The organism is Caldisphaera sp. (assembly GCF_046536515.1).
GTDB lineage: Archaea > Thermoproteota > Thermoprotei_A > Sulfolobales > Acidilobaceae > Caldisphaera.
Genome location: NZ_JAWDMQ010000005.1, coordinates 1 through 16,306, shown reverse-complemented (window position 1 = coordinate 16,306; position 16,306 = coordinate 1). Strand labels below are relative to the sequence as shown.

Below are 16,306 nucleotides of genomic sequence, written 5' to 3'. Positions count from 1 at the left end.
TGACAGTTATAAATTGTTAGCAAACTTCATAATGAATTTTTACTTGGTTAAATAAAATCAATTTTATTGCGCCACCTTAAGTATTATTTATTGAGCTCTTCTTATCGACTAAAATAAAAATAATTGAAGCTGTGAGAATTAAAACCGATGCAAAAAATGAAACAATACCTATTCCAAATGAAAGGTTCAACATACCAACTACAGACGTTATTTCTGGAGCAAATCCACCTATAAATCTTCCAAACATAAAAACAAAATTTGAAGCAGTTGCTCTCAAATCTATTGGATAGTTTTCGCTAACCCAAATTCCATCATATGAAAACAGTCCAGATGATATGTAGAGCAAAGCTAATAGAATTATTATAAAATAAGGATTTTTAGCAAGTATTAACAAGAGACCTGAAATAAGTCCTAACGCCGAAAAAATTAATGTAGTTTTAACTCTTCCAACTTTATCAGATAAAAAGCCGGCTAACCAATATGAAAAGAAGCCAATAATTGAAAGCAATCCTATATTTGATGTCATATTAATTTTTTCAATCAAAGTTGGTGCTATACTTAACAGAGGAACGCTCAGCAAAAATGCCCCCATAACTATTAATGAAAGTAAAATTGTCTTATATCTATATTTGCTTTCAAAAATTCTACTTATATTTGATGGCTTTCTTTGATAAATTTTTAGCGTTTCTATAATAATTATCGATGACATTATGCCAAAGACCAAACTTGCTGTTCCTATAATTAAAAATAGAAGCCTCCAATATTTAACAAAACTATATGTTACAACATCCAATCCAAAACCTACATAATAAAGACCTTGAACTAAACCCCCAAAAGATCCAGTGTATGAACCCAACGTTTCAACTATTAATGAATACGCAACACCGTTTTCTGCATTTACACCAAATCCTACAAAAAACCAGCTTATAAACAGTTCAGCTATTGAACTTGTAAATGAAGAAAAAATGAGAGATAGAGAAAATATTATTATTGACAAAATTGTAATTTTCTTTCTGCCTATTTTATCAGCATATCTTCCTAGAATAAATCCTCCTATAGCCCCTCCTATAAAATCTATAGGAAATGTTAAACTAATTATATAAAGAGGTACATCAAAATAATTTGAAATTTGAGTAAGAACCATGGATATGGAAAATACAACGTAAGCTGATAGGGTAAAAGGAATCAATATACCAATCATATTGTTAATTTTATCTGTCTTCAAAAGATCCCCATTAGAACAACTTTAAAAATTAAAAATTAAAAACTTTATATATATTATGTTAATAATTAGTTGTGCATAAGACTTAAGATTTATTGAATTTTCATGAATTTATACTTAATTACAAGCCCTCAGCTTAACAAAATTCAAGAATTAATTAGTTCTTCTTAACCCTTTAGCTGAATTAACCCTAACTACACCTTTATTGATGAACAGAAAACTACACATTTTAATATCATCACACCTTTAATGAAAAATCATCAAAATCTAGTCTTATGATTTAGCTTCAAAACTTATAAAGCTCGCAATTTACCAAAAATTTTAACAACATATAAACAAAAACAAATTATAAGCCTGTTTTCAATAAGTATAAAATGCAATGAGGAGTGTGGTGGACCCTGAAACATAATGGTTAATGAAGACAAGGAGCCCTCCGAGCATAAAAATTTTTTTCTAATATTGTCTTGCATACCTCATAACAGTGAATGCCCTTTCTCCGCATATTGGACATTTTTTGCCGGATAGCTTTTTAGATGGCCATGGCGTTCCCAGGCTTTTTGCTTCAAGTTCTTCCATAATTTTATTTGCACACGTTTCCTTACCACACCAAGGAATTTCAACAATACCTTTCTTATTTATATAATCTTTTGCTTCTTTTAAGTTATCAACTTCATATATTTTTTGTTCTAAGTTCTTCCAAGCTTTTTCATATAAATTATTCCTAATATTTTCCAAAATTAAACCAATTTCCTTTATAGCATTATTCTCTTCAACAACTTTTCTTTCTAAGGTGTCTCTCCTAACTATTGTTATGTTATGATTCCTTAATTCCCTTAAACCTATTTCTATTCTAATGGGGACACCTTTAGCTTCCCAGTAATAATATTTTTCTCCAGGAGTGAGATCGGGTCTATCATCAATTTTACACCTTATTTTAGACTCAGTGAGTTTGTTAAGCATATTTTTGCTATATTCCATTATAGATTGCGTTTCTGATTCATTGCTTGATGGTATTGGAACAATAATTACTTGTATTGGAGCAATACTGGGTAGCAATACCAACCCATTATCATCACCATGAACACTGATTATTGTTGCAATGACCCTATCGCTTATGCCATAGCTTGTCTGCCATGGGTGGTCAAATGATTCATCTCTTAATTGTATCTTATAATTAAATGCCTTTGAAAAACTTTGACCCAAATGATGCACAGTTCCTATTTGTAATGTCCTACCGTCAGGCATTATTGTGTCAAAAGCTATAGTATATAATGCTCCTGCAAATTTATCCCAGTCGGGTCTCTTGCTGATTATATAAGGTATACCTAATTCATCGAAGAACTTTTTATATATATCTATAGCTTCTTTTATTTGATTTTCTGCACTATCAAAGCTATCATGAATTGTGTGAGCTTCTTTAAAACTAGTTACTTCCCTTAGCCTTATTAATGGTCTCGTTGCCTTGGTCTCATATCTAAACATGCTAACTATTTGGTACAATTTTTTTGGTAATTGTTTATAGCTTTGGTACCAAAGAGATTCATAATATGTTATGATCGTTTCGCTAGTTGGCCTAAGGGCCAATTTTTGATCTAACTCTTCGGTCCCTCCATAGGTAACCCAAAATACCTCATTTTCGAAACCTTTTATATGCTCTCCTTCTTTCTCTAACATCCATTTTGGAATTAAGAGGGGAAATAAAATTTCCTCATGATCTCTTGAATCGAGTAAATCCCTCATCAAATCCATTGTTCTTTTTCTTATCTGAAATCCGTATGGTAACCAAATACCCATACCTTTAACTGGGTACCTTCCATAATCGTAAATCTCAGCCCTTTCTAATATCCAATCATACCATTGAGAAAAATCCCTTTCTTTCTTCTCTTTTTTTGGCTCCACCACTCCTAACACCATCTAAATTAATCGTATTAATTCAAGCATAAAACAAAATATAAATGTTGCATGTTAAAAAAGATTTAATTACGGTAATACGAACAATATTATTATTGCTATCAACAATCCGTATATTGCTATTCCTTCCCCTAAAACCACAAATATAAATGCTGTACCGAATAGTTCTCTATTCTCTGCAACAGCGCTTATTGCTGCAGCGCCTGCAACACCTACAGCATAACCTCCACCTATTCCTGCAAGTCCTATTGCCAAACCAGAACCAATAGCCTTACCTAATTCAGAGTATGGAGATACTGTTGCGCTAGAAGAACTTGTTGCAGCATGAGCTATGGCTAAACCTGTTCCAAAAGCCGCTAATAAAGAGATTAATGCCACAGCTATCATTATATACCTATACTTTGGGTTCTTCAAAGACTCCCTTATAACCAAGCTAAGCCCTTCCATAAATTTGTCCATTTTAACTCACCATAACTTTATTTTTAAAACAGTTATTTAACTTTTATCATTTAATTTTAATAAACATCTTTTCATTACTACTATAAATAGTAATTTCTTCCTTTTATTATGATTACATAATCTATTAAAAGAAATTTAAAATTTTATCATTTTACAAATTTATAAAAGGTTTATTTGTAGTATTACCAGTGGTGGAGAAAGTGCAGATACCACTAGACAAAATATGTGTCAAAAGCGGAATGCTATGCCCAAATTGCCAAGCAAAGATAGACAAAGGACTTTATGAAAAATGGGAAGTTGATGTTATGAAAGTTTTAATAGAGATGGAAGAAAAATTTAAAGGAATGAAAGATGTAAATTATAAAAAATCCATAATCTTTGATAAAAAGCTATATATAATGTTGGAAAACTTAGGTCAGCATAAACATGAAATTGAAAAATATTTAAGAGAAAAACTAAGCAATTTTGGGTTCAATAAAATTGTTTTAATTGAATACACAAATAATCCAAAAGAATTAGTATATAAATTACTGCACAACATAGAGATAAAGACTGCCAACATATATTATAGCCCTGATGGAAACATATACTATATAGTTAAAATCCCATCATATGAAAAATACAAAGTTGATGAAATAGGGGATTCAGCTAAAAGGATATTTAAAATATTGACAAACAATGATATATATTTTGAGTTTGTAGAGTCCGCAAGGTCAACAAAAATAATTAATGAAGAGGAAAAACTAAATCAACACATTGATTCCGATAAATTAAATAAAATTTTAAAAAATATATAATTTTTTAGTAAAATTTTTTAATACTATTTAAACCAGTTATCTAGCCTAGCCTGTTTTGATTTTATGGACTCTTTATAGGATTTTCTTAACCTTTCTATAGCTTTTTTAACCCTATCTTCATTAAAATCGTGTTGTTTAACTAGCATATCTAATATTTTTTCTTCATCTGGTTCTTTCCATTCTATTTTATAATTTTCATTCGATGGTGGATTTAAAAAATAATTATATATCTTCATAGGATCTACTTCCCCCCAATCTATTTTCATAGAATTTAAAGCCTTTATTGGATCCTTGTATTCTTTAACAAACTTTAATGCGGTTTTTGGCCCATATCCTTTTACTCCATCTGGATTAAAATCAGTTCCTAATAAAATACCTATTAAAATTAATTGTTCCCTGCTGATATCCAATAACTTGAGCATATCAAACAAATTTATTAGTTCAGGCTTTATTTCAACATATTCTTCTTTATTAGGAAGCTTTCTTTTACCAGTTATTGCAAGATTTCTTACTAATTTAGGAGAACCAAAGAGAAGGCTATCATAATCTTGACTTCCAGCTGCATATACATCGCCCTTCTTAGCCATGTAGGCTGCCTGTGCTTCTCCATCGGCTGGTGCCTGAATCCATGGTATGCCCATATAAGTTAATAGTTGCTTTGCATCATTTACCATAGTATTTGAAAGGGTAGTCGATGCTTGAGCATATTTTTTTGCCTCTTCTATACGGCCTTCTTCCTTTGCCTTTTGATATTTTTCTGCATACTGTTGCCTTCTAGAAATTCTTTCCTCAATTTCCCTCTTTTTCATTTCTGGAGGTTTTCCATCAAAAACGTATATAGGCTTTATACCTTCTTCAATTAAGTTTATAGTTCTATAAAATAGCCCGCTTATATGGCTTGTTATGTTACCTTGTGAATCTATTAAAGGAGTTCCATCTGGTTGTCTTATTGCGGCAAGAAACTGATATAGCATATTATACCCATCTAAGGCTATACTGTAACCTTTTAGAGACTTTATTTCAATGTCTTGTTTTGCGTTTTCTGGTATAAGGTCTTTTAGGTTTACTCCCAAAAGCTTCACCATTTATTTTAAATAAAATTGAAACGTTTTAATCTTTCATTAACTTTCGTTATCTACTTGATGAGGAATTTTTAATTGCTCAACCGATTTCTTTAATTTAATAAGCCTTTCTTCCTTTGTACTAGAACTCACCACTATTAAGTCCATTATCTCTAATTTTATTAAAATTTTTATTAGATCTGCAGGAGATATTTCATATCCTTGACGGGCCAAACTTGATACAATTTCCCTTTCAGAAATAGGAATTTCTCCATTTTTAGTTAACTTCCTTATTTCATCATATATTATGTTTAAATACGGAGCCTCAGCCCATATACTCAAGTTTACCACCTCAATAAGTTATTGATGTTGCTGTAGACCTACCTGGATTTATTTGTCTAGCTGTTTCCAACCATTTCATGTAGTATTCTATCATATATTGAGTAACGCTTGGCTTCACTTTTGATAGTGCAATATCGAAGTGCTTCTTCTTTACTATCCCATTTTGTAAGTCTTCTCTTAAGGCGCCCATCGCAGCTTCCCTTACCAATGCTGCCAAGTCTGCACCTGTATATCCATTAGTTCTTTTTGCTATGTCTATCAAATCAACATCATCTCCTAATGGGACAGTTCTAGTGTGTATTTGTAAGATTTCTAACCTACCTTTATCATCAGGAGGCGGAACATAAACAAGCTTTTCTAACCTTCCTGGCCTTATTAATGCTGGATCGACCATCTCTGGCCTATTTGTAGCAGCTATAACAACTACATTTTGAAGATCTGTAATACCATCTATTTCTGTAAGAAGTTGACTAACTATCCTTTCTCCTACCCTTGTCCCTTCATCGACACCCCTCAAAGCGGCTATTGCATCTATTTCATCGAAGAAAACAACAGCAGGTGCATATTGTCTAGCCTTTTTAAAAATTTCCCTTATTGCTTTTTCACTTTCTCCAACCCATTTACTTAATACTTCTGGCCCTCTTACAGTAATGAAGTTTGCCCCGCTTTCTGTTGCAACAGCTTTTGCTAGTAATGTCTTACCAGTTCCTGGGGGACCAAAGAGAAGAACACCTTTAGGTGGCTGAACACCTATTCTCTTAAATGAGTTTGGATATTTTAAAGGCCATTCTACTACCTCTCTCAATTCTTGCTTTAAGCTATCTAATCCACCTATGTCTTCCCAATGCACTTCTGGTATTTCAACCTGAATTTCTCTTAATCCGCTCGGCGTTATTTCTTTGAATGCAGCAATAAAATCTTCCATAGTAACAACCATTTTCTCTAAAACTTCCACCGGAATTTTTTCCTGCTCTATGTCAATTTCAGGTAAATACCTTCTTAATGCGTGCATAGCAGCTTCTTTTACTAAAGCTGCCAAGTCTGCACCTGTATATCCTTTAGTAATTTCTGATAGCCTTTCCATATCAACATCGTTATCTAAAGGCATATGCCTTGTGTGTATTTGTAAAATTTCCAATCTACCCTGCTTATCAGGTAAAGGTACCTCTATTTCCCTATCAAACCTACCTGGTCTTCTTAATGCAGGATCTACTGCATTAGGCCTGTTTGTTGCTCCTATTACTATTACTTGACCTCTATTTTCGAGACCATCCATTAAAGCTAAAAGCTGAGCAACTACTCTTCTTTCTACTTCGCCAACAACTTCGTCTCTTTTAGGTGCTATAGCATCTATTTCATCAATAAATATTATTGCAGGAGCATTTTTCTTCGCTTCCTCAAAAATCTCTCTTAATCTCTGCTCGCTTTCTCCATAAAACTTGCTCATTATTTCAGGACCGTTTATTGCAACAAAGTATGCATCGCTTTCTGTTGCAACAGCTTTTGCTAGTAATGTCTTACCAGTTCCTGGGGGACCAAAGAGAAGAACACCTTTAGGTGGCTCAATTCCAAGTCTTGCAAAAAGTTCTGGATGCCTTAGTGGTAACTCAACCAATTCCCTTATTCTAGATACTACTTCTCTTAAACCGCCTATATCTTCATAAGTAACCTTAGGAACATTAATTTGAGCCATTGGTTTTTCAAGAATATCAACTGATGTCTTTTCACTTATTATAACAATTCCTCTTGGTCTTGTATCTATTACCGTTAATTGAACAGCTTGGCCTATTACAGGTACAACTATCACATCTCCTTCAATAACAGGAGTTCCAACAAGCTTCTTTTTGACATATTTTTTGAACCCCTCATCAACTGATATTGAATGAACAGTTGGAGCTAGCTTTACTTTTGTGGCCTGCTTTGGAACCGCTTTTCTTACAATTACCTTATCCCCTATATTAATGTCTGCATTTTTTCTCAATATTCCATCCATTCTTATTATATCAAGGCCTTGATCTTCTGGCAATGCTGGCCATACAACAGCAACTGTCTTTTTCTTGCCTTCTATTTCTACAATATCTCCTGGTTCAACATTTAGTTGTTTCATTATATCTACATCTATTCTTACTCTTCTTTTACCAGTATCTCTTGGTCTTGCCTCCGATACCCTTAAAATTATTTCTTTTGAATTGTTTGATTGGTTCTCTTCTGACATAATTTTACCCCTACCATCTCCACAAAACAACTATGTTTCAGAGCCTTTAAATTAGCATTTTATATTATTTCTATTAATATTTTTATTTTAAAATATAAATAAAAATTAGTGCTCTCTTTTCGACTGACCTCCTCCCCACCCTGAAGGGCGAGTTTCCTGAGGTCTTAAGGGTTACACCCCTTTTATGGGTATTACTCTATTATCCCCCAAGCCGATATTGCGGGAGAAATCGGCTCCCGCTCCTCATGTTTTAAGAGTTGATCGGCTTGAAGTCTTATTTTACTATTCTCAGAAAAAGTATTTGAGTTTTTACCCCGTCCTGAAGGGCGAGGTTCGCCGTTCATTTTATCAAAATTTATAGATAATATTATAATTATTTTATATTCATATTAAAAATTATTTTATATATTTATTATTAATAGAAATTATAACAATATATGATAAGATTTATTTAACCTATGCATAATATATATTAATGCATAGGGGGAAAGGCTTGCCTGAAATGCAAAATACAATGAAAAACCAAAATAAACTCGAGGTATATCATATTAACTGGGATTCTACAACAGATCCAAGTTATGTAAAAAAAGAACTTGTTAACGCATTTAAGGCTAGGGCAAAAAGAGTTATAATTCATGTTTATAATTCCCCTGATTATTCTTATATGGAAAAGCTTAGAGATTTTTTAGGCGAATTTTTATCTCAAACAATAATAATTGTAAGAGAGATGAGTGATAGTAATTTAAGGTGATAGAATTGGTATTTGATGTAATATTAACTACAGATAGGACAATGATGAGTGATCATCATAAGCATGAATTTTTGGGGTTTATGACAACAGGACCTTCAATTGGCTTGCCTGAATCTATATGGAAATGGATTGCAGCTCCAAAACCAAAAGTAGATAAATTAGGTAGGCCTGCTGTAGCGCCTTATGGCATTAGAAAAATAGAGGCCGCTTTAATTGATTCAGGTATAAATGCCTCAGTAGTAGATCCAGATCATATTAATAAACATTTAGATACAGTTAAGGTAATAATGATAGGTCATCATGATTATTTTGCCTACGGCCCACCAAGTAGCGAATGGTGGAGTATAACAGGTAAAGAACCTATTAATAGGGTTTCATTTAGAAAATTCATGGAAAGCCCCGCTATGAGAAAAGCTAAAGAAAAAGGAGTAAAGATAATCGTCGGTGGCCCTGCAGCATGGCAGTGGTTATGGTCTCTTGAAGAGTGGAAAAAATGGGGAGTTGATACTGTAGTAGATGGAGAAGCAGAAAAAGTATCTGTAGAGCTAGTTAAAAAAGCCCTTAATAATGAAGACTTGCCAGATTATGTTTTTATAGGGCCTTCTGATGTACCATCATTGGACGAAATACCAAAAATAAAACACGCAAGTGTAAATGGTCTTGTTGAAATAATGAGGGGATGCCCAAGGGGATGTAAATTCTGCAGTGTAACTCTAAGGGCGTGGAGATCAATACCGCCTGAAAGGGTTATTGAAGAAGTAAAATTAAATCTAAGCGAAGGTGTAGATCAAATACTGCTTCACAGTGAAGACAATTTACTCTATTTTGCCGATGGAATTAGACCAAGGCCAGAAAAGCTTTTGAAATTGCATACTATGGTAAGAGAAATATCTGATTTACCTATAGCGTGGTCTCATGTAAGCCTAGCAGCTGTTAAATATGCTGAAGAAAACTATAAACTAATATCGAAGCTCACTGATATTATGTATAGCGGAAATCAGGACTTTTTAGGAGTAGAAATAGGTTTAGAAACGGGTAGCGTTAAGTTAGCTAAAAAGATAATGCCAGCAAAATCTGCTCCTTATAGTGCAGATAAATGGCCTGATGTAGTAGAATCTGCATTTTCAATTTTAATGGATCACAATATAATACCTGCAGTAACATTAATTGTAGGCCTTCCTGAAGAAGAGCCTGACGATGTAATGGCAACAACAGAACTCATAGAAAGATTAAGACCTTATAGAAGCTTAATAGTCCCTATGTTCTTTGTGCCAATGGGTGTATTAAAAGAGAAGGATTGGTTTAGAAAGAACTTCTTGAAAAAAGAACATATAGATCTTCTTAAAGTCACATTAGATCATAGTGCCTATTGGGCAAAAGATATTGTAAGCAGGTTCTATATAAAAGGATTTAAGTATGGCCCTGTAAGATTTTTGCTTAATTACATAACAGATTATATAAAAAAGAGGGCCACAATTGCCGCTGAGATGGTAGAAAAGAGTTGGGAAGAGAATAAATTACAAAATGAAAGCAAAGCTCAAATACCAATAAAAAATGAAGCTTAAACTAATTTAATTTTTTATTTAAAAGCTAACATATACAATTTAATTCTCTTTTAATTGCACCACATTGCTGGGAATTAAGATTGAGCAGAAAAAATATATTAATGATCGCAGTATTATTAATTATAATGATGGCAGTATTCTCAATAATTACAGAAAATCCGATCAAAGTCCTTTACATAATATATAAAGGTAATGTTTTATTACTATATTCGTTTTTATTGATAATATTATCAGAAATTGTAAAATCATTTAGGCTCTATTATATCTGCAATTCATCAAAAAGATGCAAATTAAATTTTATAGAGGCTGTAGAAATTCAATTCAATGGATTCTTTGCTGGCACAATTACTCCAGGAAATTTTGGAGGGGTTCCAACAGTTGCTGGATTAATAAATAAATATACTCAAAGTCCTATGGGAGAAGCATTCGGTATTTCCTCCCTTCAGTCTTTTTTTGATGGTATCATACCATCAATTATATCATTTATACTGTCATTATACTACTTACCTAAATCAATAGGTATAACTATTTTCTCGCTTTCTACAATAATATTTTGGATTTTAGTCTTTAATGTTAATATAAAAAATTTCTTTATGAAACTTATTAGCAAAATAGGTAAAGATAGTTTAAAACAAAAAGTTATATATGAGATAGACAAATTTCAAAACTTACTTAAAATAATTGGAAATAAAAAGTTAATAATTAATTCTATTGCCATTACATTAATAGCATATATAATTCAGATATTCTCAATAAAAGTTTTATTAGAAAATTTAGATATATCTTTTCTAAATATTTTTATTGCTTTAATGTTTAACTACTCTATGGCCACCTTTCCTACTCCTGCTGGAGAAGGAGGAACTGAATATGGACTCTCATTACTATTACCTTTAAATGTTGTTATATTATGGAGATTAACCTATGTACTTTCTGGATTATTATCAGGAGGATTTTCTTATTTAACTTTTAAAAGGTTAAAGAAATAATAAAAGCATATTTAAATATTTTTGAGTTTAATTTTATCAAATGATCAGAGGTGAAAAAAGATTTCAATAGAAGAAGAGGAGAAAAGACTCATAATAACCCCACCAACACACCCAATATTTATGGGATTTTATTTAATGGCAGGAATTATTATCGCATTAATAGCATTTAGGTTTCCAGTATACGTTGCCCAATCATCAACTTTAAGCTATGCTCTACCTTTAGGCATATTATCGGCAATACTGATAGTATTAAGTCCAGCTTTAAGTTTTGTTAACCTTATAGTAAAAAGAATTAAAACTGGAATAATAGAAAATGTTTTAGAACTACAATATGTAGATTTTTTCGGAATTCCAATACCAGTTCCTAAGATGACCTTTAGAGAAGAAACAATGTCTATTGCTGTTAATATAGGAGGTGCTCTAGTGCCTTTATTTGTATCAATAACCCTTTTTATATTAATGATGTATTCCCCTTATTCAAAAATATTTTACACAGCGCTTATAGTTTCTCTACTTATTAATACTTTAACAACATACTTTTTAGCAAAACCTATAAAAGGAGTTGGAATAGCAGTACCAGCATTTATACCTCCCATTATTTCATCAATTCCAGCAATATTAATAGCTGGTATAAGCCCTGCGGCAGCATCAGCAGCATATATTAGCGGATCTATGGGCAGTTTGTTGGGAGCAGATATATTACATTTAGCAAAAGAGCCTGAAAAAATATTTGCTCCTCTAGTAAGTATTGGTGGAGCAGGAATTTTCGACGGTGTATTTATAACAGGTCTTATAGCATTTGTAATAGCATACTAATTATATTTTTATGTTAACTTCGAAAATAGATTGCTTTGGACTATAATCTAATACCCTTTTTAATTCGTATATTTCAAAATTAAATTTACAATACATTTTCAATTTATCTAAAATTTTCTCTAAATTTTGCTTTCTATTATCCAATAAAGTATATAGATGTATATTACCTTTTCCATTTATCAAGTTGCAGGCAGTCTTTAGAAAAGAAAGAGAATCAGTGGGATGGTTCATTATTATCCTGTCAAATTTAATTTTGATGATGTTGTCTAACTTCATAGAGTCACTTCTTATAAAAAATGTATCTCCTTTTAGTATATTTTTATTAATTTTTGCATTCATTTGTGCAAGACTTATTGCGTAAGGATTTAAATCAACACCTAGGATTCTTGATCTACTTTTCTTAGCAATGTTTAGTGTAAAGCCTCCTACGCCTGTAAACATATCTAATACAAATTCTCCATCTTTTACCATATTGGCTATTCTATTATGCTCTCCTCCAAGCCTTGGATTAAAATAAACCTTTCCTATATCCACATTAAAAACCAAACCGTTTTCTTTATGTATAGTTAATGTATTGTCCTTCCCATAAAGTAATATCAATTTCGGAACTCTTAATTCTCCTTCGGTATCTATTTTTGCATATACACTTTCTATTTTAGGATTAATCCTAACGATCTCACTTGCAGCCTTTTTTAATATATCTAAGTCACCTTTATAATTTATTATAGCTATGTTTCCTATAACTAGATAACTTGATATGCCTTCTATAACGGCATTTAATTTCCTTGATTTAAATTTATATTCTTCAAAAAAATCATCACATATTTCAAAGCCAAATTTTTTTTCTACTATATCTAAGGATTTTTCATTTATTATAGGTATCAATAAATAATTACCTTCTTTTCTTGGCTTCAGATCTTGATTTAATAAATTCATTTGTTTGAGCATATCAATTACATTGTTTCCTAGTTCTTTATTTATTTTAATGCATTTACTACTTACTTTTGATGTCATTATAATTACCTATTTACCTTCAATTTATTAATTCTGCACAGTCTATATAATTTTTGTAGGCCAGGATAGTGGCTGACGGGCCAATAGGCCTGAGGAAACACCGCCCTCTCGGTGGCAGCTGGGCCTCTGGCTGAGGTGATACCTCAGGCAACGGCACAGAAATGACACGGCCTCCGTTAGATGATAATGATGCAGAAAGATCTTCTTGGCAACAAGAAGATAGTAATCTGCTGAAGATAACGGAGGATGCGATGAAACAGCCGACCCCAGCGGAGCAAGGTAGAGGGTAATGAGGAGCCACGCGAGCCCTCTAAATCCGCATAGTCAAATGCCACTAAACAGAAGGCGGGTTATTATCCTGGCCTACAAATATTTAAAGAATAAAAAAGGAAATTTTTATTATAATTATTTGTTAAGAATAGGTTTTATAGACTTCTTATAGCTTATTATAATTGAATGGTGGACGGTTTGTCAACCGAAAAATATGGAATCGTAATAAAACCAAATAGTACAGCAGCAAAAGAAATCGCCCTTAAAGTTATAAAAGTTCTTACAAAATATAACATAGTACCAGTTTTAGAAAAAGAAAGCAAAGAAAATTATAACGATATAGATATAGCAGATAACTTTAACATTGAAATAGACCCACCTGAAAAAATTATCGTAATTGGAGGAGACGGCACCTTATTAAGAACCGTGATGCGAGAAAAATCAGGAAAATCTATAATAATGGCTGTTAGAGCTGGTAAAAGGGGCTTTATGTTAGACGTTGAAGAATATGAAGTAGAAAATAAAGTATATGAATTTATAAATAATAAATTTACTTTAGTTGAATATCCAAGATTATTACCAATATTTAATGGAGAAAAGAAAAATTGCGCAATGAACGATATAGTAATTTTCACCTCCGATGGGTTATTGGTAAAACTTGATGCATATTATAATGGTGATAGAATTTACGGTGTAGATGGAGATGGTATAGTTGTATCAACATCTGTTGGGTCAACTGCTTATAGCCTAAGCGCAGGAGGGCCTATAATTGATCCCAGATTAAATTCAATTATCTTAACCCCCCTAAATCCGGTTCAACTTCATATAAGGCCTGTAGTATTTCCATATAGCGGATATATTGATATTAATATAAAAGATGACAGTGGAAGCTATTTTATAAACATTGATGGACAAGAAAAAATACCTAGTAAGTCTAAGTCATACCTTAGAATAACTTTATGCGATAAACCAGCTAGGATAGCAAGGTTTAGGTGGTGGGAAAATTATTATGAAAGATTATTCTCAAGATTACTATCATATTGGTGAAAGATGCATAATATTAGATACAGGAGCAATATTCTCAGGGTTTGTTTTGAGCAACTTAGATAAAAGCATAACTGTTCCATCGGTTATTCAAGAAGTAAAAGATGAGCCCTCTAAAAACATTTTAAATATAGTTGTAAATGCAGATAAATTAACCATAATAAATCCTGACAAAGAATTCTTATCAAAAATAATAGAAGAGGCAAAAAAATGGAAGCTATCTAATAAACTAAGCAAAACTGATTTAGATGTTTTAGCACTTTCTTTACAACTTAAAGAAAAATGCAAAGAAGTTTATTTAGCTACCGATGACTATTCTATTCAAAAATTGGCTATAAAACTTGGAATTAGAATAATAAAAATTAAGTACAGAGGTATAAGAGAATTAAAGAAATAGTTAAGGATATGTTAATTTTAAATTATTTAACTTATCGGAGCTGAATCCTTTTTCACATTAATAGAAATCTTTTTATCTGTAACTATAAACGATGATCTCTCATGTTGATGTGGGCTGTGCCCAAAAGAGAGTAATACAAAAATGTGAGCCCTGCGTCTTTGTGCTTAAAGGAGTATTATGATTAATCTACCGTTTGTAGGTGGCTGAGGGCTAAGTCTCTACACTTTATCATGAATAAAAATGATTGAAATGAAAGTGAAGGGATAAACGTAGGGCGAAAGTCCCCTAACTCACGGAAGGAGATGGGTAGCACCTAAATGTTTTTATAGTTATTACAAAAGAAACATAAATATACCTTGGCTCTGACCTCCTCTCCGCCCTGAAGGGCGAGGGTTCCCCTCATCTGTTCGGGATTACATCTGTCATCTGAGGGGCAGTCGGGGTGGTCAGAGATCCCCCCATCTTTTTGTATGCTTTCTTTTCAATGTTTATTACTGCTATAGTATCCCTATCAGCTTCAAAGCCACACTTAGTACATTTAAATCTCCTATAACCAACCTCTACAAGCTTTGAACCACATATTGGGCATATTGATGATGTACCTTTAGGGTTAATAATAATTGATGGTACCCCCTGCTTTTCACATTGCCAATCTATCCAATGCTCTAGTCTTCTATAGCTTAGAATGAGCAAAGAGACTTTGTGTTCTTTTGGAAGCTTCCTTAAGTTCTCTACCAAGCCTGTTAGGTCTTCTCTAGCTACTTCATATTGGTATTGCTTAGCTAAAGCTACTATTTCATGCGAAGTCTTTTTTGCACAATCCTCTATAATGTTCCTAGCCTTCCTGTGAAAGCTTTTTATTCTCCTCTTAATGCCTCCTCTCCTAAGCCAAGCAATGTATTTAGAAGAAGAGTATCTATTATGAAGGTTTTCAGCTAATTGTTTATAATGCAAGGCTCTCTCAATATTTGTATCAAGCCTATATTCGCTTTTTCTATTACCTACAACTATTTGTCTTTCGTTAACATCAACAGCTAAGACTCCACTAGGGCTATACTTAGCTGGCTCAGGCACACGCTTAGATATCTTAAGAATAAACTTACCATCTTTAAGTAACAATCTAGCCTCTTTGTTTTGGTAGCTATTATATCTCCTATCCAAGCCAATAATTTTAAGCCTATAGCCTCCCAATAGCTCAACATAATCACCTTTAATTCTGTAGCTATGCTCATATGTTAACCAAATCCTTAGACTCCTAACTATGGGTATCTTGCCCTTGTCGAGATTCCTAAGCCAAGACTTAGCTATAGCAATAGCCTCTCTATAACAGTCAATAGCAATTTTAGAGGGCAAGCTAAAGCTCTCCTTAAGAACTTTGTATAAAAGTCTATGGGCTTTTCCAAGGCTTATTGCTTTATTCTCTATTATAACTTTTATAGAATAGTTGAGGGCTTCC

Annotated in this window: 16 protein-coding genes and 1 other RNA gene; 8 read left to right on the top strand and 9 right to left on the bottom strand. The window is 32.6% G+C overall.

The window, feature by feature from the left end:
• Window positions 1–76: 76 nt before the first annotated feature.
• The 3 genes from RXO53_RS01520 to RXO53_RS01510 form a co-directional block, all read right to left on the bottom strand.
• Window positions 77–1,225, bottom strand: a complete 1,149-nt coding sequence (locus RXO53_RS01520; RefSeq protein ID WP_410712512.1) for an MFS transporter — start codon at window positions 1,223–1,225, stop codon at window positions 77–79.
• A 450-nt stretch (window positions 1,226–1,675) separates the two neighbouring features.
• Window positions 1,676–3,121 (bottom strand): proline--tRNA ligase, encoded by a 1,446-nt coding sequence (gene proS / locus RXO53_RS01515; protein WP_410712552.1) that lies wholly within the window; start codon window positions 3,119–3,121, stop codon window positions 1,676–1,678.
• Between the two features lie 81 nt (window positions 3,122–3,202).
• The gene (locus RXO53_RS01510; RefSeq protein ID WP_410712511.1) at window positions 3,203–3,592 is read right to left on the bottom strand and encodes a hypothetical protein; all 390 of its coding nucleotides are present in this window, start codon (window positions 3,590–3,592) and stop codon (window positions 3,203–3,205) included.
• 200 nt (window positions 3,593–3,792) lie between these two features.
• On the opposite strand from RXO53_RS01510, the gene RXO53_RS01505 reads away from it, so the two are divergent.
• The gene (locus RXO53_RS01505) at window positions 3,793–4,389 is read left to right on the top strand and encodes a hypothetical protein (protein ID WP_410712510.1); all 597 of its coding nucleotides are present in this window, start codon (window positions 3,793–3,795) and stop codon (window positions 4,387–4,389) included.
• A 23-nt stretch (window positions 4,390–4,412) separates the two neighbouring features.
• Here the strand turns inward: RXO53_RS01505 and fen are convergent, their stop codons facing one another.
• The 4 genes from fen to RXO53_RS01485 form a co-directional block, all read right to left on the bottom strand.
• Window positions 4,413–5,462 (bottom strand): flap endonuclease-1, encoded by a 1,050-nt coding sequence (gene fen, locus RXO53_RS01500; RefSeq protein ID WP_410712509.1) that lies wholly within the window; start codon window positions 5,460–5,462, stop codon window positions 4,413–4,415.
• A gap of 48 nt (window positions 5,463–5,510) precedes the next feature.
• Window positions 5,511–5,792 (bottom strand): hypothetical protein, encoded by a 282-nt coding sequence (locus tag RXO53_RS01495; RefSeq protein ID WP_410712508.1) that lies wholly within the window; start codon window positions 5,790–5,792, stop codon window positions 5,511–5,513.
• A 10-nt stretch (window positions 5,793–5,802) separates the two neighbouring features.
• Window positions 5,803–8,007: a CDC48 family AAA ATPase gene (locus tag RXO53_RS01490; protein WP_410712507.1), complete on the bottom strand. Its 2,205-nt coding sequence runs from the start codon at window positions 8,005–8,007 to the stop codon at window positions 5,803–5,805.
• Window positions 8,008–8,198: 191 nt separating this feature from the next.
• Entirely contained in the window at window positions 8,199–8,351 is a 153-nt protein-coding gene (locus tag RXO53_RS01485) for a hypothetical protein (RefSeq protein WP_410712506.1), read from the bottom strand.
• 149 nt (window positions 8,352–8,500) lie between these two features.
• On the opposite strand from RXO53_RS01485, the gene RXO53_RS01480 reads away from it, so the two are divergent.
• From RXO53_RS01480 to RXO53_RS01465, 4 genes are all read left to right on the top strand, one after another.
• Window positions 8,501–8,758, top strand: coding sequence for a hypothetical protein (locus tag RXO53_RS01480; RefSeq protein WP_410712505.1), 258 nt, complete (start codon window positions 8,501–8,503; stop codon window positions 8,756–8,758).
• Between the two features lie 41 nt (window positions 8,759–8,799).
• On the top strand, window positions 8,800–10,323 hold the full coding sequence (locus tag RXO53_RS01475) for a B12-binding domain-containing radical SAM protein (RefSeq protein WP_410712551.1): 1,524 nt from the start codon (window positions 8,800–8,802) through the stop codon (window positions 10,321–10,323).
• Between the two features lie 80 nt (window positions 10,324–10,403).
• On the top strand, window positions 10,404–11,309 hold the full coding sequence (locus RXO53_RS01470) for a lysylphosphatidylglycerol synthase transmembrane domain-containing protein (protein ID WP_410712504.1): 906 nt from the start codon (window positions 10,404–10,406) through the stop codon (window positions 11,307–11,309).
• A gap of 135 nt (window positions 11,310–11,444) precedes the next feature.
• Window positions 11,445–12,125 (top strand): DUF1614 domain-containing protein, encoded by a 681-nt coding sequence (locus RXO53_RS01465; RefSeq protein WP_410712503.1) that lies wholly within the window; start codon window positions 11,445–11,447, stop codon window positions 12,123–12,125.
• Here RXO53_RS01465 and RXO53_RS01460 read toward each other — a convergent pair whose 3' ends face one another.
• Window positions 12,126–13,139: a class I SAM-dependent methyltransferase gene (locus tag RXO53_RS01460; protein ID WP_410712502.1), complete on the bottom strand. Its 1,014-nt coding sequence runs from the start codon at window positions 13,137–13,139 to the stop codon at window positions 12,126–12,128. It lies immediately after the preceding gene.
• A 57-nt stretch (window positions 13,140–13,196) separates the two neighbouring features.
• Here RXO53_RS01460 and rnpB point away from each other — a divergent pair.
• From rnpB to RXO53_RS01445, 3 genes are all read left to right on the top strand, one after another.
• Window positions 13,197–13,504: RNase P RNA component (gene rnpB, locus RXO53_RS01455), an RNA gene on the top strand.
• A 103-nt stretch (window positions 13,505–13,607) separates the two neighbouring features.
• Window positions 13,608–14,456: an NAD(+)/NADH kinase gene (locus tag RXO53_RS01450; protein ID WP_410712501.1), complete on the top strand. Its 849-nt coding sequence runs from the start codon at window positions 13,608–13,610 to the stop codon at window positions 14,454–14,456.
• On the top strand, window positions 14,419–14,850 hold the full coding sequence (locus RXO53_RS01445) for a hypothetical protein (protein WP_410712500.1): 432 nt from the start codon (window positions 14,419–14,421) through the stop codon (window positions 14,848–14,850). The genes RXO53_RS01450 and RXO53_RS01445 overlap by 38 nt, the downstream gene beginning before the upstream one ends.
• A 399-nt stretch (window positions 14,851–15,249) precedes the next feature.
• Here the strand turns inward: RXO53_RS01445 and RXO53_RS01440 are convergent.
• Window positions 15,250–16,306: RNA-guided endonuclease TnpB family protein (locus tag RXO53_RS01440; RefSeq protein ID WP_410712499.1), on the bottom strand; the 1,057-nt coding region annotated here is incomplete at its 5' end.